Source organism: Affinirhizobium lemnae (assembly GCF_022968395.1).
GTDB classification, from domain to species: domain Bacteria; phylum Pseudomonadota; class Alphaproteobacteria; order Rhizobiales; family Rhizobiaceae; genus Neorhizobium; species Neorhizobium lemnae.
Map to the genome: position 1 here is coordinate 39,576 of NZ_JALJQZ010000019.1, position 17,393 is coordinate 56,968.

General features: G+C 58.2%; 14 protein-coding genes. 11 read left to right on the plus strand and 3 right to left on the minus strand.

The features are described 5' to 3' along the window. Positions 1-16: 16 nt before the first annotated feature. A complete protein-coding gene (gene cyoA / locus MUU53_RS13290; RefSeq protein WP_247261316.1) occupies positions 17-1,144 on the minus strand; it encodes a ubiquinol oxidase subunit II in 1,128 nt (375 codons plus the stop codon). Positions 1,145-1,478: 334 nt separating this feature from the next. Here cyoA and MUU53_RS13295 point away from each other — a divergent pair, with 334 nt between their 5' ends. The 4 genes from MUU53_RS13295 (at position 1,479) to malQ (ending at position 7,417) form a co-directional block, all read left to right on the plus strand. Continuing rightward, positions 1,479-2,825 (plus strand): MFS transporter, encoded by a 1,347-nt coding sequence (locus tag MUU53_RS13295; RefSeq protein ID WP_247261317.1) that lies wholly within the window; start codon positions 1,479-1,481, stop codon positions 2,823-2,825. A gap of 148 nt (positions 2,826-2,973) precedes the next feature. Further along, the gene (locus tag MUU53_RS13300) at positions 2,974-3,723 is read left to right on the plus strand and encodes a hypothetical protein (protein WP_247261318.1); all 750 of its coding nucleotides are present in this window, start codon (positions 2,974-2,976) and stop codon (positions 3,721-3,723) included. Between the two features lie 78 nt (positions 3,724-3,801). Continuing rightward, positions 3,802-5,568 (plus strand): malto-oligosyltrehalose trehalohydrolase, encoded by a 1,767-nt coding sequence (treZ, locus tag MUU53_RS13305; RefSeq protein ID WP_247261319.1) that lies wholly within the window; start codon positions 3,802-3,804, stop codon positions 5,566-5,568. Then, positions 5,561-7,417, plus strand: a complete 1,857-nt coding sequence (malQ, locus tag MUU53_RS13310) for a 4-alpha-glucanotransferase (protein WP_247261320.1) — start codon at positions 5,561-5,563, stop codon at positions 7,415-7,417. Before treZ ends, malQ begins: the two co-directional genes overlap by 8 nt. A gap of 22 nt (positions 7,418-7,439) precedes the next feature. Here the strand turns inward: malQ and cysG are convergent, their stop codons facing one another. Continuing rightward, positions 7,440-8,954, minus strand: coding sequence for a siroheme synthase CysG (gene cysG, locus MUU53_RS13315; RefSeq protein WP_247261321.1), 1,515 nt, complete (start codon positions 8,952-8,954; stop codon positions 7,440-7,442). A gap of 357 nt (positions 8,955-9,311) precedes the next feature. Between cysG and MUU53_RS13320 the strand changes: the two genes are divergently transcribed. The 5 genes from MUU53_RS13320 to MUU53_RS13340 all read left to right on the plus strand — a co-directional run bounded on the left by MUU53_RS13320 (position 9,312) and on the right by MUU53_RS13340 (position 13,805). Continuing rightward, positions 9,312-10,340: a LacI family DNA-binding transcriptional regulator gene (locus MUU53_RS13320; protein ID WP_247261322.1), complete on the plus strand. Its 1,029-nt coding sequence runs from the start codon at positions 9,312-9,314 to the stop codon at positions 10,338-10,340. Further along, positions 10,337-10,597: a hypothetical protein gene (locus MUU53_RS13325; RefSeq protein ID WP_247261323.1), complete on the plus strand. Its 261-nt coding sequence runs from the start codon at positions 10,337-10,339 to the stop codon at positions 10,595-10,597. The genes MUU53_RS13320 and MUU53_RS13325 overlap by 4 nt, the downstream gene beginning before the upstream one ends. After that, positions 10,598-11,521 carry a nucleoside hydrolase gene (locus tag MUU53_RS13330; RefSeq protein ID WP_247261324.1) on the plus strand — a complete coding sequence of 308 codons (924 nt, stop codon included), beginning with the start codon at positions 10,598-10,600 and terminating at the stop codon, positions 11,519-11,521. It begins immediately after the preceding gene. Continuing rightward, positions 11,518-13,308 carry an adenine deaminase gene (locus MUU53_RS13335; RefSeq protein WP_247261325.1) on the plus strand — a complete coding sequence of 597 codons (1,791 nt, stop codon included), beginning with the start codon at positions 11,518-11,520 and terminating at the stop codon, positions 13,306-13,308. The genes MUU53_RS13330 and MUU53_RS13335 overlap by 4 nt, the downstream gene beginning before the upstream one ends. 128 nt (positions 13,309-13,436) lie before the next feature. Beyond that, complete coding sequence (locus MUU53_RS13340) at positions 13,437-13,805, plus strand: hypothetical protein (protein WP_247261326.1); 369 nt, start codon at positions 13,437-13,439, stop codon at positions 13,803-13,805. A gap of 13 nt (positions 13,806-13,818) precedes the next feature. Here MUU53_RS13340 and MUU53_RS13345 read toward each other — a convergent pair whose 3' ends face one another. Then, positions 13,819-14,553 (minus strand): response regulator, encoded by a 735-nt coding sequence (locus MUU53_RS13345; protein ID WP_247261327.1) that lies wholly within the window; start codon positions 14,551-14,553, stop codon positions 13,819-13,821. A 128-nt stretch (positions 14,554-14,681) separates the two neighbouring features. Between MUU53_RS13345 and MUU53_RS13350 the strand changes: the two genes are divergently transcribed. Further along, positions 14,682-15,434 (plus strand): Crp/Fnr family transcriptional regulator, encoded by a 753-nt coding sequence (locus MUU53_RS13350; protein ID WP_343229113.1) that lies wholly within the window; start codon positions 14,682-14,684, stop codon positions 15,432-15,434. 25 nt (positions 15,435-15,459) lie between these two features. Continuing rightward, positions 15,460-17,373: a hybrid sensor histidine kinase/response regulator gene (locus MUU53_RS13355; RefSeq protein WP_247261328.1), complete on the plus strand. Its 1,914-nt coding sequence runs from the start codon at positions 15,460-15,462 to the stop codon at positions 17,371-17,373. Positions 17,374-17,393: the final 20 nt, after the last annotated feature.

The following is a 17,393-nucleotide window of genomic DNA, read 5'->3' on the forward strand; positions in this document are numbered from 1 at the left end:
TACCTATCCAGCCTGATCAAGGCTTCGGGTTCGTATTGAGCTGGTCTGGCGCCACGCTGTGGCCTTCATGGCCTGCGGGGGCTTCAGCCGGCGCATTCACGCCTTCAGCTTGCGTCGGCTCCTTGGCACCATGGCCGGTCGCCGGATGTGTTGCGCCCGGGCCGGCATCAGCAGACCAACGGGTGTCATATTCGAGCCGCTTGCGGTTCTCGTGGCTGTCCTTGCCAGCACCGCCCATCATATCGATGTGCATCATCTCGTTGGCGCACATCTGGCCAGGCTTGACGCAGAGGTTGAGGATGGCGTCGTATAGCCCATCCTCAACCGTTGCAAAGTAAGTCACGGGTACGCGGTTGCTCGGGCGTTCCAGCTTGAGATACGCATCACGGTTCAGAGCGGATCCCTGTTCCTTCACACGTGCGACCCATTGTCCGAAGTTGTCATTGGACATCCCGTGGAACTTGAAGCGCATGCCGGAGAAACCGTCGCCGCTATAATTGGCGGAGAAGCCTTCGTAAACGCCTTCCTTATTCATCACCGCATGAAGCTTGGTCTGCATGCCAGGCATGGCATAGATCTGACCTGCAAGGGCCGGAATGTAGAATGAATTCATAACAGTCGAGCCGGTGATCTTGAATTCGATCGGTGTATCGATCGGAGCCGCGATCTCGTTGACCGTCGCTATGCCTTGCTCCGGATAAAGGAAAAGCCATTTCCAGTCGAGCGCCACCACTTCAATGGTGATCGTCTTTGTTTCCGGCGTCACCGGGCGATTGGCGTCGATGCGATCCAGCGGACGATAGGGGTCGAGCCGGTGCGTGCTAACCCAGGTGACGGCGCCCAGTGCAATAATGATGGCAAGCGGCGCTGCCCAGATTACCACTTCCAGACGGGTGGAATGGTGCCATTCCGGATCATACTTGGCGTTGATATTCGAGCGGCGATAATGCCACGCGAAGTAAAAGGTCAGGCAGATCACCGGAACGATGATCAGCAGCATCAGCACCACCGAAACGATGATGAGATCGCGCTGTTGCGTGGCGATATCGCCGGACGGTGACATCACGACGAGGTCACAGCCCGACAGGGCGAGGGGTAGGGCGAGGGCACTAAGCCGGCGAATGAGCTTCATCAACCGTGGCATCTTTCAATTTCGAAATTTGCGTTTCGTCTACTTTCGACTAATGCAATGAAACGAAGCTCCCTATGAGGTCTTTCGTCGCAGTGCAAAAATATTTTAGTGCGGCGCAATAAACGTCTGTGGTTCAATGCGCAATACCCTCTACTTACCGTGCAAAGGTTAGTTCAGAACTCAATTCTCTGTGTGCAAGCAGAGAAATAGCCCTGAAGTTGCGCGAAGAAAGCGCACTTATCGCACAAATTTGCGGTTTACGACAATCCGCACTTGATATGCGGCAAATATGTATCATCCTCACTGTTGGGGAGGCGACTATTCGCCGCATTAGAGGAGTGCATTCATGTCCGTAGCCAGTCATCCGACATCAGCCCATTTCGAGCGGGACGCGCGCCAGATGCACGATGATAAGCCGCTGTCGCCCGGCAGCATTGCCATCGGAGTGATCATCGGCCGCATGTCGGAATTCTTCGATTTCTTCGTGTACGGCCTCGCATCCGTTCTTGTTTTCCCTCGCCTTATCTTTTCTTTCGCGACCGATCCGGTAACTGCAACGCTCTATTCCTTCGCCGTCTTTTCTCTGGCCTTCCTCGCACGTCCGGTCGGTTCACTCGTCTTTATGTGGGTTGACCGTACCTATGGGCGCGGCATGAAGCTGACGATCGCACTTTTCATTCTCGGCGGCTCCACTGCCTCCATGGCGTTCCTGCCCGGATATGAATCGATCGGCGTCTGGGCCGTGGCGCTTCTGGCCCTGTTCCGTCTCGGCCAAGGCTTTGCCCTGGGCGGCGCCTGGGATGGCATGGCTTCACTTCTTGCTCTCAACGCGCCGAAAACCGAGCGCGGCTGGTGGGCGATGGTACCGCAGCTCGGCGCACCGATCGGCTTTGCCCTTGCCAGTGCTCTGTTTGGCTACTTCTACACCAGCTTGTCGGATGCAGATTTCCTGTCCTGGGGTTGGCGCTATCCTTTCTTCGTGGCTTTCGCAATCAACGTGGTCGCGCTTTTTGCCCGCCTACGCATCGTTGCCAGCCGCGAGTTCGGAGAATTGTTCGAAAATCATGAACTGCGTCCCAGCCCGGTTCTGGAAACACTGCGTGTTCATGGCCGTGATGTCCTCCTGGGTGCCTTTGCGCCGCTGGCCAGCTTTGCCATGTTCCATCTGGTCACCATCTTCCCGCTCACCTGGGTTTTCCTTCGCGGTGGTCAGTCTGCGGGTGAGTTCCTGTTCGTGCAGATCCTTGGGGCTCTCGTTGGTATCGGTTCCGTTGTCATTTCAGGCGCCATTGCGGACCGGATCGGCCGCCGTCGCCAGTTGATGATCGGTGCGGTCCTCATCGCAATCTTCAGCTTCTCGGCTCCCTTCCTGCTGGAAGCTGGCGGGAAGGGCCAGGACGCCTTCATTATTCTCGGCTTTGCGATCCTTGGCCTCTCCTTTGGTCAGGCATCCGGAGCTGTCTCTTCGCGTTTCTCCCTGCGTTACCGTTACACGGGCTCGGCCCTGACATCCGACCTTGCCTGGTTGGTCGGTGCTGGTTTCGCCCCGCTTGTCGCGCTGGGTCTCGCATCGGAATTCGGCATCATTTTCATCGGTGGCTACCTGATTTCGGGCGCGATCTGCACCTTCGCGGCGCTGACGCTGAGCCGAATTCTAGACAGTTCAGAACATCAGTCTGCTGCCGAGCGCTGAACCCTTCCAACCTCGACTGTGCAGGCCGCAGAAGTTCGTCTTCTGCGGTCTTTTTTCTTCATCCGACCGTAACGGAGGGCGCGTCTTTTGTATTGCCCGGTGAGAGTGGACATGCGACGAGCAATGGGACGTTTCGGGAGGACGATCCATGAACCAGACGCCTGTTTCGCAATATTCCATGCTTGTTGATCGCCTCGTAAACGCGATCCGTTCCGGCTCGGTCGTCGAGAAGGATTGTCTGACCGAACCGGAGGCTGGCGATTCCTACGTTGTTCAAAGCGCTGTTATCTCGGCTTTGGGGGGCAAGGTCGGCGGCTACAAGTTTTCGATCCGCGAAGGCGTTCTGATTGGCGCACCTCTGCTGTTCGTGTCCCGTCAGCCGGAGTTAGGCTTCGAGAACGAGATCAAGGTCGAGGTCGAGCTGGCGCTGGTGCTGGGGCAAGATTTGCCGGTTCGATCCGGAGGCTATAGCCGCGGCGAGGTGCTGGAGGCGATCGAAAGCGTGCATATCGGCGTCGAACTGGTTCGCACCCGTTATGTCGGCGGGGCGGGCAGTTCGCTTGGCCTGCTGCTGGCGGATTGCATGAGCAATGTCGGCTATCTGGTCGGTCCTGAGCTGGATCGCGCGCTTCTCGACGAAGGTGCCGATCTTGGCCATCTGCGTCTGGAGAACGAAGGGCGCGTGCTGTTCGATGGCGCTGCGGTTCATCCAGATGGCGACGTTCTGAAAAGCGTGGTCCGCTGCGCCAACGAGGGCCTGCCAATGGGCGGACACCTCAAGAAGGGCCAGGTTCTGACCACGGGAACGCTAAGCGGTGCGCCAGTGATCGAGAAGCCGTCACACTTTACGACCAAGCTCGGCGGGCAGTCTTTTACGGTCACACTGAAAACTGCCTGATCCCGTCCTCGCTGCGGAAACCTTTTGCGCCCAAGGGGAGTTAACGCGTGGCTTCCCCTCGCGCAAAAGGTCATAGCTTTGACAGAGTTCACATTCGGTCCGATCCTCCGTTCCACCGAAACCGAGTTTCGCTTCTGGTCGCCGCAATCGCAAACCGTGCAGCTCGTTATCGAAGGCGATGCTCCTGTCGAAATGGAGCCGGTCAAGAATGGATGGTTCTCCTGCACCGTGGTGGGCGCTGGCGCTGGCACGCGGTACGCTTTCCTGCTGCCGGATGGCCTGCAAGTGCCGGACCCCGCCTCACGCTTCCAGCCGGATGACGTTCATGGCGTGAGTGAAGTCATCGACCACTCGGCCTATGGCTGGCGTGCCCGCTCATGGAAGGGCCGGCCGGTCGAAGAACTGGTCTTCTACGAAATGCATATCGGCGCTTTCACGGCTGAAGGTACATTCAAGGCAGCGATCGACAAGCTTGACCATCTGGCGGGTCTTGGCATTACCGCGCTGCAAATCATGCCGATTGCTGATTTTCCAGGGAATTATGGCTGGGGTTATGATGGTGTCATGCCCTATGCCCCGGAAAGCAGCTATGGTCGGCCAGACGATCTGATGGCGCTGATCGACGCGGCGCACGAGCGCGGGCTCTGCGTCTTTCTCGATGTCGTCTACAATCACTTCGGGCCGGACGGGAATTACCTGCCCGCCTACGCGCCCATTTTCACCGATCACCACAAGACGCCATGGGGCAATGGCATCAATTTCGATGCCGAGCACAGCGAGGCTGTACGCAGCTTCATGATCGAGAACGCCATCTATTGGGTCCGGGACTTCCGTTTCGATGGGCTGCGGCTCGATGCGGTCCATGCCATCAAGGACGACAGTGAAGAGCATCTTCTCAAGGAACTTGCGCGGCGGGTCAGGGCAGAGGCGGGCGACCGCCACGTCCATCTCGTGGTCGAAAACGAGAACAATGACAGCGATCTACTGGAACGGGATGCGGATGGCCGGCCGATGTATTTCACCGCACAGTGGAATGACGATATCCATCACGTTCTGCATATTGCCGGAACCGGCGAGACCTTCGGCTACTACAAGGACTTTGCGGATGATCCCGCAAAACTCGGCAAAGCCCTGGCGGAGGGCTTCGTCTACCAGGGTGAGATGATGGAATATCGGGGCGAGGCGAGGGGCAAGCCCAGCGCTCACCTTCCGCCGACCGCCTTCATCTCGTTCATGCAGAACCATGACCAGATCGGCAATCGGGCACTGGGTGACCGGATGATTGCCTCGCAACCGCTCGACAGGATGAAAGCTCTGGCCGTTTGCTATCTCCTGTCGCCGCAACTGCCCATGTTGTTCATGGGAGAAGAGTTCGGCGCGAAACAACCGTTTCCGTTCTTTTGCGATTTCAATGAAGAGCTGAACGAGAAGGTGCGCAAAGGGAGACGGGAAGAGCTATCCCGCTTGCCCGGCTTCGACGCAGACGATCTGCCGGATCCGACAGCTCGGGAAACATTCGAGATGGCGAAGCTCGATTGGGCAGATCTTTCGTCCTCCGTGTCCCGCGAGATCACGGCTTTCTATCGCAATATCCTCAATGTCCGTCATCGGATCGTGGTGCCACTTCTGGCGAGCGGAAGCACGGCACCAGCCGCCTATGAGAACCGTGGGTCAGCGGTCTTTGTTCGCTGGGATTTTGGCGCCAGACAGTTGACGCTCATGGCCAATCTCGCTGACGAGGCTGTTCCGTTCGCACCGGAAGGTGACATGATCTTCCAGTTCGGCGCAATATCCGGTGGCAGAGCCGGTCCCTGGTCGGTCGTTTGGAGTGTGTCGGATGCCTGACGAGAAGCAATTGCGCCAACCGAAAGCACCTGCTGATCCAGAACTTGATGCCCTGGCGCAAAGTCATGGTATCGCGCCCACACGGCCTGAGCCGGATGGAACGGAGGTTCCTGTCAGCGACGAGACGAAACGCAAACTTCTCGCGGCGCTGAAGGTGGATATCGAAGCCGAAACACGGGACGGAAGCGGGTGCTTTCTGCCCGATTTCTTGAGGGATGCTCCGGTCTGGGGTATTTCCATTCAGCTCTACGAGCTTCGGTCGTCTCGCAACTGGGGGATCGGTGATTTCGCCGATCTGTCGGAGCTTTGTGCCATGGCAGGTGATTGGGGAGCCGATTTCGTCGGCCTCAACCCGCTCCATGCTCCGTTCCTTGCGGACCCCGCCCGATGCAGTCCCTATGAGCCGTCCAACAAACACTGGCTCAATCCGCTTTATATTGCCGTGGACAGAGTGGAAGGTTGGACGGGATCTGCGGAAGAGATGGATGCCATCGCCGCTTTGAGATCCGCTGACCTTGTGGATTACAGGAAGGTTGCCGACCTCAAGATGACCGCCCTGCGTCGCTATTGGCGGGACTGGCGTGGGGGTAACATCAAGACCAGCCTGCTCGATGCATCAGAATTCGAGCAGTTCGAACTGGCGGGTGGTGAAAGCCTGCGCCTCCATGCGCTTTTCGAGGTGATTTCCGCGGAGCAGGTGTGCACTGGTGGTTCAGCAGGCTGGCGCGACTGGCCGGAGGAACTTCAGCATCCGCAGAACGCAGCGGTTCGTGAGTTTGCCCAGTCTCGCCTGTCGGAAACGGAGTTTTACATCTGGCTGCAATGGATCGCGCATTTGCAGTTGGAGGAAGCTGCCTACGCTGCCCGTCACGCAGGCCTTCGGATTGGGCTTTATCTTGATCTTGCAGTCGGTGAAGCCCTTGATGGATCCGCAACCTGGAGCGAGCGGGACGTTTATGTCGCCTCCGCGAGCGTTGGGGGTCCGCCTGACCCTTGGGCTATCACAGGGCAGGACTGGCGACTTGCTGCCTATCTGCCCAACCGGATCGCGGATGGCGAGCCTTCACCCTATCGGTCCATGATCGACTCAGCCATGCGCTATGCGGGGGCGATACGCATCGATCACGCGGCTGCGCTCAGCCGGTTGTTTCTGGTCCCCTTTGATGGAACACCTGCGGACGGGGCCTATGTGGACTATCCCAATGCAGATCTCATCAAGGTTCTGCAGGAAGCCTCTCATGCGCACCGGTCCATCGTCATCGGGGAGGATCTTGGAAATCTTCCCGAGGGCCTGAAGGAGGATTTGCAGGACGCCAATATCCTCTCCTACCGGATCTTTTCCTACGAAAAGGATGACGACGGTTTCATTCCAGCGGAAGACTATCCTGAACTCGCGCTCGCCTGTGTCTCGACCCATGATCACCAGACGCTCGAAGGCTGGTGGAAAGGTGCCGACGTTCAGGCCCGGATAGACCATGATCTGGTACCGGCGGCACTGGCGCAGAAGGATCTGGACCTGCGCAAGCAGGAACGGCGCGAGATATGCGAACTTCTGGAAAGCGCAGGTTTTAAGGCGCCGGATCCGCAGGGTTCGAAGCTCGATCCGCAAGAACTGGACCGGTTCATCATCGATCTGCATACGCTTCTGGCGCAAAGCCCGAGCCTTCTCTTCTCTGTGCGTCTCGCTGACCTGACGAAGGAGCCGCAACCGACCAATATTCCGGGCACCAGTACCAGCCATCCGAACTGGCGCACGCGCCTGTCGGTTATGCTTGAAGACCTGGATGAGCTACCGCTTGTTCAGGATGTGACGGATGCACTCAGACGCGTAAGGCCGAAGTCAATTTAGGGAGAGCTGTCGACAGGCAGCGCTACCCTGTGATGGTTCCAAACGTTGCGATGGTGTCGGTCTCTGACCTTTCACTATCGGCGCGCTTCGCCTTGATGAATGCATCGCCGATGCCGATCAGGACCGGGTTGTGATAGCCGATTTCGCCCATGGCCTGTGGCATATCGGACAGCATTCCCACCCAGCGCTGTTCGTCGTCACGCGCAATCGAACTGAGGATAACGGCTGGTGTCGACGGGCTCATGCCGAAGCCTGTCAGTTTATCCGTGATGGCTTTTGCTGTACGTCCGCCCATATAGAAAATCGTGGTCACGGACGGGTCCGCTAGCTTTGACCAGTCGAGATCTGTGGGCAACTCTCCTTTCCGCGAATGGCCGGTCACGAAACGCACAGACTGCGCATGATCGCGATGCGTAAGGGACACGCCGAGACGCGCCGCCATGGCCGTGGCGGAGGTGATGCCGGGAACGATCTCAACCGGAATGTTTTCCCGTTCCAGGCTTTCGATTTCTTCGCCCGCACGCCCGAAGATCATCGGGTCGCCGGATTTCAGGCGCACGACGCGCTTGCCGGATTTGGCAAGGGCAACCATCGTGGCGTTGATGTCTTCCTGCTTGCAGCTTTCACGGCCACCGCGTTTGCCGACCAGCATGCGCTTTGCTTCGCGCCTTGCCAGTTCCAGCACATCAGATGACACGAGATCGTCGAACAGGATGACATCCGCCGATTGAAGTGCGCGCACCGCCTTTAATGTCAGAAGCTCCGCATCGCCAGGGCCTGCGCCAACCAAGGTCACCTTGCCAGTGCTCGTGTCCGTTTCGCTTGCACGTGCAATGGCCTCCGCTTCACGAACGAGCGTATCGCCTATATTTTCAGCAGGCTTTTCGCGGAACACGCGGTCTACGAAGCGTTCCCAGAAGGTGCGCCGCTCGGTTCCGGGGTTCAGCCGCTCGTTGACTGCGCCGCGAATGGACTGCGCGATTTCCGCCCAGCTTTTCAGCGTCGGCGGAAGCAGGGTCTCGATACGGCGACGGATCGCCTGACCCAGAATGGGCGCCGCACCATCGGTCGAAATGCCGATGATGACCGGAGACCGGTTGACGATGGAGCCGAACTGGAACTCGCAGAAGGCAGGCTTATCGATAACGTTGACCGGAACACGCGCCGCTTTGGCCGCGCAGTAGAACGCCTTAGCTTCCTCATCCGTCTCGCAATCGCCAAGCGCGATCGCCGCTCCCTCGAATGAGGTGATCGACCATGGCCTGTCATGATGGACAAGGCGAGGCTGCTCCAACGCTGCCTCATTGGTCAGCAACTGGCGAAACGTGTCTGAAAGCTCATCGGCCGGACAGTAGAGATCGACCCGCGCGCCACAGGCGACCAGAAGTTCGGCTTTCCAGGCCGCACCCTCGGAGCCACCCGCCAACACGACACGTCTGTCGTTCAGGTCCAGGAAGACCGGCAATTTTGCAAGCGGTTCCATCCGGGCAGGTGCTCCCCGGCGGCTATCGTTTTGCAAGGGATGCAGTGCGCTCATTTAAGGTCTCCTGCGGACATTTCTCTCGTTCCTCAGTTGGACGAGTGTCCCACACCTCTTTACATTCCCGAATTCCTGCCAGAAGAGGCTAAGTCCTGGCAAGGAATAATCCTGCAAAAAGCTTGCCAATCATGGAAAACTGCACCGGTCACACCCCTGTGGCCCGCCAATTTCCTTCCTGTCCCGCAACCCGACCACTGCTATAAGGAAGCGTTTTGAGCCTACTGAGGTTGAGAAGCCGATTGCCTCTGACACCCTCACGGCTTTAGGAAGAATAGAAGTCTCTGTCACAAGAGGCTGGACAGTTTTAGCAATTCTCATTATCCGCTTAAACGATTAATCTATAACTGGTGCAATATGAAGCCCAAGCCCAAACTTACGCTGCTGGCTGAAACCTTTAACGTCTCTGTTGCGACAGTATCGAACGCGCTCTCCGGAAAGGGCAGGATTTCGCCGGATCTAGCACAGCGGATCCGCGACAAGGCTCGCGAAATCGGCTATGTGCCCAGCAGTGCCGGACGGGCGCTGAGAACAGGCCGCAGCGGCGTTCTTGGGCTCGTGCTACCGGATATTTCCAATCCGCTCTTTCCCCAGATCGCACAGGCAATCGAGCAGGCTGCATCGACCAGAGGCTATGGCGTCCTGATCGGCGATGCGCGTGGCAGTTCGGAGGGACAATCAGAGGCAATCAGTCGGCTCATGGAGCGGGGCGTGGATGGCATGCTGGTCATTCCACGCCGGGGCACCCGCGTCACCGATATCAGGCGGCCGCTCGCCATGATCGATTCTCCTTCCACACCGGGTAACACCGTCTCTGCGGATCATCGCGACGGTGGTGTAAAAATGGGCGCCTATCTCGCCGAGTTGGGGCATCGACATGTTTTGATCGTGGCGATGAGTTCCCGCTCGATCGTTCAGGCCGACCGAATCGAAGGGGTGAAGCAGGGATTGGGCGAGAGGGCGCGCGTCGAACTGATCTTCACGGACGATATTGCCGAACAGGATGGGTCAGTCGGTTCTCTCGGTCTTGCAGACTACATCGCACGGGGTGTCACGGCCGTTGCGACATTGTCCGATCTTACGGCGCTGAGAGCGCTTACCGAACTTCAGGGTGCGGGTTTCAGTGTGCCGGACCGTGTCAGCGTCACAGGCTTCGACGATCTGATTTGGTCTTCTGCCATAACGCCGGGGCTGACGACAATGCGGGCAGACATGGCCGAGATAGGGCGGCTTGCCGTCGAGGCACTGGTCAAGTCGATCGAACGCCCAGACCAGGCAGAGCGAACGGAGAGCGGAACCGTAAAGGCAAAAGTGGATCGCGTTCCAATGGCGCTGGTCATTCGATCATCGTCCGGCGAAGCGAGATCTGCGGAGACGCAGCCATGAAAGATCTTCTCGGGCCGCGTCTGTGCCGTCGTATTTTAGCCTTGGTTGTGCTGTATCGCCGTAAAGTAGCATCTAGAAACCCCCGAAACACAACTGGCCAGGTTCGCGGCCTGTCCCGCATTGCCGGTCCTACTCCGGAAGCGGCGGAGTTCGTCCGGTCGTCGCGCGCGATGTACATGGCATCAGGTCTTTTCCGTGTCATCGTGCGCGGCCTTTTTGCGTCACGTTCACAACCAGCCATGCCGGGAGCGGCCTGAATGGGTGTGTGGATAGACACCGATATGGGTTTCGACGATATCGTTGCTTTGCTGGTCGTCTGTCACAGCACGGAGGCCATCGATGGCGTATCGCTGGTTTTCGGCAATGCACCGCTGGAGAATGTGGAAAAGAATGCTGCTGGCGCCGCTCATGTCTTTGACTGGCGCTTTCCCATTCATTGCGGTCGGGCACTGCCTGTTCTGAGCGTTCTTGAAACGGCGCAGAGTATTCTAGGAACCGCAGGAATGCCGTCAACGGGGCTGCATCTGCCGATGGGATTGACCCTTGCTGACACGCCCTCCGCTTTCGATGCCTTATCCGGCTATCTTCAATCGGGCGAAAGCCGACGCATTCTTGCGCTTGGCCCACTGACTAATCTCGCTGCACTCGTTCTTGCCCGGCCCGGACTGGCGTGCCGCATTGAAGAGCTTGTCTGGATGGGTGGGGGACTGACAACCGGCAACCATACTGCTTCTGCAGAATTCAACGCGCTCGCCGATCCGGAAGCGCTGGCCATCCTGCTTGCCCAGAATGTACCGATCAGGATGGTTGATCTCGATCTTTGCCGCAAGGTGCTGGCCTGCCCGTCCGATATTCTGCCCATCCGCCACGCGGGCGGCAAAAGTGCCAGGCTGCTTGCAGACCTTTTGGAAGGCTTTATCAACATTGCAATCAGTCGAGGGCGCAGCGCCATGTCGCTCTACGATGCCGTTGCAGCCGTTGCCTTCACGCGGCCGGAGCTTGTGTCCTGGCGAGAGGCCCGGCTTGATGTCGAGCTTTCCGGCATCCACACCCGTGGCCGCACCGTGATCGAGACCCGCACCGGCCGGTCACCCTTCAATGCCTTTTTTGCGCAGGACATCAATGTCGATGCCGCGCGTAATCTCATTTTACAAGTTCTGAAAGCCGAAGCCAGCCGATGACCCGCTCGTTTGAACTGATGGATCTCAACCTGCCGGAACTGCGTCGCAGGGCGGTGCAGGCTGCGCGCGGAGAGGTGCCGTTCGATTATTTGCTGAAAGGCGGTACGGTTCTCGACGTGATCACAGGTGAGAGAAGGCGAGCGGATGTAGGGCTTGTCGGTCCTCTGATCGCAAGCGTCCATGAATCGGGTCGCTTCGAAAACGCTGCTTCCGTTGTCAATGCCACGGGAACCTTCATCGCTCCGGGCCTGATCGATACGCATATGCACATCGAAAGCTCGATGGTGACACCGGCTACCTATGCCCAGGCCGTCGTGCCAAGGGGGGTGACCACAGTGGTCTGGGATCCTCATGAGTTCGGCAATGTTGTGGGGATGGCCGGTGTAAACTGGGCAGCAGATGCGGTGATCGATCTTCCGCTTCGTGTCATGCTGCTTGCACCATCGTCCGTACCATCCGCGCCGGGACTGGAACGGGCAGGCGCCGACTTTGACGCGACCGTGCTGGAGGATCTTCTCGCCCGGCAGGAAATCGCCGGTATCGCCGAAATGATGAACATGCGCGGCATCATCGAAGGCGATGCCCGCATGGAGGGGATAATCCAAGCGGGGTTGGCAACGCGCAAGCTTGTGTGCGGCCATGCGCGCGGCCTGTCCGGACCAGATCTTCAGGCGTTTGTTACGGCAGGCGTCTCGTCTGACCACGAACTCGTTTCCGCCGATGACCTTCTGGAAAAACTTCGAGCTGGCCTGACGATCGAGCTTAGGGGAAGTCATGACCATCTGTTACCGGAATTCGTTGTCGCCCTCAATCAGCTGGGGCATTTGCCACAAACCGTAACGCTTTGTACGGACGACGTCTTTCCCGACGATCTTTACCAGGACGGCGGACTGGACGACGTCGTGCGGCGGCTGGTCCGCTATGGTATGAGACCGGAATGGGCGCTGCAGGCGGCAACAATCAATGCTGCACGCCGACTCGAAAGGCAGGATCTTGGCGTTATTGCACCGGGTCGCCGCGCCGATCTCGTGCTATTCGAAGATCTAGCAAGCTTCGAGGCGCGTCGGGTTTTCGTTTCCGGTCGCGAAGTTGCCGCCGGTGGTGCACTGCTTCGGCCTGCTCCAGAGACATCGAGCGATATTCTGCAAGGAACCGTTAGGCTCGGAGCGCTTTCGCCGACTGATTTCCGGGTCGCGGTCGATAGTGCCAATGTCCGGCAGGCGAAGATCGCCACGATAGATTGCCCACGCTTCACGCGATGGGGGCAAGCGACCGCTGACGTGGTAGACGGCTTTATCATTCCCCCCGCAGGAACGACGCTCATCTCTGTCGTTCACCGTCACGGTTTTGCAGAACCAATCGTACGCACAGGCTTCCTTACCGGTTGGGGGGATTGGCGGGGCGCCTTTGCATCCACCGTCTCTCACGATAGTCACAATCTGACGGTTTTCGGGCGGGATCCTGTCGATATGGCCCTTGCGGCCAATGCTGTCATCGATGCCGGTGGTGGTCTTGCAGTCGTTACAGGCGGCGCGGTGCAGGCGCTGCTTCCGCTTCCACTCGGTGGACTCGTGTCACCTATCCATCTCGGTGAAGTCGCATGCCAATTTACCGCAATTCGCCAAGCCATGGATAGGATTGTCGAATGGCAGCCGCCCTATCTGGTGTTCAAAGCCTGTTTTGGTGCAACGCTTGCATGCAACGCAGGTCCACACCAGACTGATCTCGGCATTGCGGACGCCGAAACCGGTCGCCTGCTACTGACCCCTGTTCTCCAGCTTTTTTAATTGGCAGATCTGGTCCAGTTGATTCTGCGCAAAGCATGTTGCGCGGGTCCGCGCTATTTCATGGATCAGCGTACAAGCATTTTCTGGTGTGCGGAGATGAAGGGGCATTGTCCCTTGGAGGATCGATCATGAATCTCGCCTATCAAGTTGCCGACATGACGGTCCCGGAAATCGATCGCGCATTTCCACTTGCCACGGCTGCCGCGATTACGACAGACCTGGATCACTGGAGACGGTTCTGCGAAGCGATCATTAGTGGTCACGATCGGCCCGACCATACCGAAAGATTGATTGTTTGTGCCAATGGCAGGGGTAATCTCAAGGCCTTATGCGTGACCAGGGTGACGCAGACCGAGGAAGGACCGGTTTTGGACGTCCCGGTGCAGGTGATCGCGACCGTTGTCGACGAGGATGGCGTTCGTCGCGCAGTACACGATGGCCTTGTTGCGCTCGCCTACAAGACCGGCAGCGTTCTGCGGGAGACCGCCGCTACCTGACCATCCACATATTTCAGCCGTTGTTTTCTCCGGTGAAAATATAGCCGACCCCGCGAACGGACCGAATGAATGTGGGTTGAGCCGGATTTGGCTCGATCTTTTTGCGCAGCCGGGCAATCTGGGCATCGATGGCCCGGTCATAGGCGTCGAATTGCCGACCCCGGGTCTGGTCCATCAGCATTTCACGCGTCAGCACGCGGCCTGCATTGCGGATCATGACCGTCAGCATATCAAACTCACCGGTCGTCAGTTCGATTTCCTGCTGGTCAGGATTGAGAAGGCGGCGACGATGGATTTCCAGCCGCCATCCGTCGAATTCCAGTGTCTGGCCGGGGTCCACGTTGCTGGGCACCGTTTCCACCGGCTTGCGCCTTCTCAAGATGCTGCGCACGCGGGCTAGCACTTCGCGAAGGTGGAAAGGTTTTGGAATGTAGTCGTCCGCGCCAACTTCAAGCCCGATGATCCGGTCCAGCACGTCATCTCGGCCCGTCAGCATGACGATCGGCACATCGGAGCTTGCCCTGACTTCCCGCGCCAGAGCCAGGCCATCCTCGCTTTGCGGTAGCACCAGATCGAGAAGAATGAGATCAATGGTGTGATTGGCAAGTGCCTTGCGCATGCCATTGCCATCCGCGGCGCCATGCACGACGAAGCCTTCGTCTTCGAAGTAGCGTGTTACCATCTGACGGATACGCGGATCGTCATCCACGATGAGAATCCGTTCCGCACGCTTCTCCATCATCGCCATCCCGCTGACCTGACTGGTATTTTATGATGTTACAAACTGTTACACGATTTCACCAACCGTAACATGACAGGCATCCTTCTGTCACCGCCGCCCGACATATTGAGGCCATCAAGACAGAGGGATAGATCATGTTTTCGACAGCTTCCAACCCAAAGGTAGCAATTGCGGCAATGGCGGCCATGAAGCCGCAATTGGCAACGATGGATGAGCTGTTTTCTACTTCCCCGCGCGAGACGCTGGAGATGGGCGAAGGCCTTTTCTGGGAAGGGGACCGCGCACAGCATATTTTCGAGATCACGGAAGGCGTATTGCGCATCTTCAAGATCATTGCCGACGGGCGTCGCGTCATTACCGGCTTCCTGTACGCCGGCGATATGGTGGGTCTTTCGCTCAAGAATGTTTACCTCTACAGTGCGGAAGCGGTTACGCCCGTCAAGGTTCGTCGCCTGACACGAAAGGCGTTTCAGGATGCGATCGAGAACTCGCCGGAGCTTCGTCCGCAGCTTTTCTCGCTGATGTGCGACGAGATGGCGGCAGCACAGGACCAGATGGTGCTCCTCTCGCGAAAGAGTGCCGAGGAGCGTCTTTGCAGCTTCCTGATGATGCTCGGTCAGCGCCAATCCGGACAGACACAGATGCCAAAGACCATTCAACTGGCCATGAGCCGCCAGGACATGGCCGATTATCTCGGGCTGACGATTGAAACGGTGTCTCGTACTGTTACCAAACTTATCCAACGCGGCATCATCACGCCGAACGGTCGTCATGCCTTCGACCTGACCAAGCCTGGAAAACTGCTTGCGCTGTGTGGCGATGGCGATAGTTATGAGGATGTTGGAGATCCTGCCGTGAAAACCCGGCAGGCGGTATGGCCTCACTGATTGGACGAAAGGTTGACAGGCAAGCATGGCAGAGTTTCGAACCCCGGACACCGGCGCGGTTAACAGTGCGGGTTTGTTGTCGCTGCTCGATCCGGTCAATCTCATCGTTCATACGATCCAAGGCGTGATCAGCGACTGGAGCACCGGAAGTGCTGCGCTCTTCGGATGGACGCGCGACGAGGTTATCGGACTGCATGTCACCGAACTTCTATCGCCGAAGTCCGATATTTTGCTTGAGGATATCGCGTCTTCGATCCGAGCCTACGGATCGTGGAAATCCAACCTCGAATACAGACACAAAGACGGCCATACGATTTCGGTGCTCAGCCGCTGGATACCGTTCGGACGCGATCAGGACGGCAAGGATCTCATCCTGCAATTCAACGAGGATTTTCGCGCAGCCGCTACAATCCAAGAGAACCTTGCGGCTCGCGAAGCGCATTTCCGCTCGATCCTGCAAACCGTGCCGGAGGCCATGGTGGTGATCGACGAGGTGGGCACCATCACCTCGTTCAGTACCACTGCGGAAGATCTTTTCGGTTACGAAGCGCATGAGGTCGAGGGCCGCAACGTGCGCATGCTGATGCCCACGCCCGACCGCGACAATCATGACAATTACATCCGCAATTACTTGCGGACCGGACAGCGCCGCATCATCGGCCTCGGTCGTGTGGTCAAGGGTCTGCGCAAGGACGGCTCCACTTTCCCGATGGAACTGGCGGTCGGAGAGGCGATTTCCAGCGGCAAGCGGATCTTTACCGGCTTCATCCGAGACTTGACGAGCAGACACAAGATTGAGGAGGAACTGCGGCAATCCCAGAAGATGGAAGCCATCGGCCAGCTGACCGGTGGTCTGGCGCATGACTTCAACAACCTGCTCACCATCATCAGTGGCAATCTCGAAATGCTGGAAATGCGGGTGCGCGATCCCAAGGCGCAAGTTCTGCTGCGAGAAGCGCAGGGTGCGACCGACGACGGTGCAAAGTTGACAGGTCAACTGCTTGCGTTCGGCCGCCGCCAGCCGCTCAATCCGCGTCTGACCGATCTCGGGCAGATGATTTCCAGCTTCTCGGAACTTATCCGTCGCACCATCGGCGATCGAGTGGAATTGCGCACGGTTATCCGGGCCGGGGAAAACGAGGCGCTCGTTGACGGGCCGCAGTTGCAGAACGCGCTTTTGAACCTCACTCTCAATGCTCGTGACGCCATGCCGGGTGGCGGCTTGCTAACCATCGAGGTGAGCCGTAGTCATCTGGATTTTGACTATGCGCAAATGTATCCGCAGGTTCGCGCAGGCGATTACGTGCTGGTGTCGGTCACCGATACCGGGACTGGCATGACGGATGAGGTGAAGCAACGCGCCTTCGAGCCATTCTTCACCACCAAGACCATGGGGGCGGGCACAGGGCTTGGCCTCAGCATGGTCTACGGCTTCGTGCGGCAGTCTGGCGGACACATCCAGATCTACAGCGAGCCGGGCCAGGGGACCAGCATTCGTCTGTTTCTGCCTGCCGCGCAGGGGTCCGCTGCGTCTGGCCATGCAGAAGACATGTCACCGCTGGCGCTCGATTATCCAGGCGGTGACGAGGTCATTCTGGCGGTCGAGGACGATGCCCGTGTCCGCCGGGTTGCGGTGGCGCGGCTGGAAAGCATGGGCTACAAGGTCCATGAGGCATCGAACGGCATTGAGGCACTTGAGGTGCTTGAAAAGCACGACGATATCTCTCTCGTCTTTACGGATATTTCGATGCCCGGAATGTCGGGAGATCAGCTGGCGGAACATGTGCGTGAGCGATGGCCCGACATCCGCATTCTCTTTACATCGGGCTATGCCGAGCCGGAGGTGGCTGGAAAAGAACTTGCGGCTGACGAAAGCTGGCTGAAAAAGCCCTATACGGCGCGCGAACTTGCCGTGCAGCTTCGCGCCCTGCTGGACTGAAGTTTTCCGTCTGAGGGGTC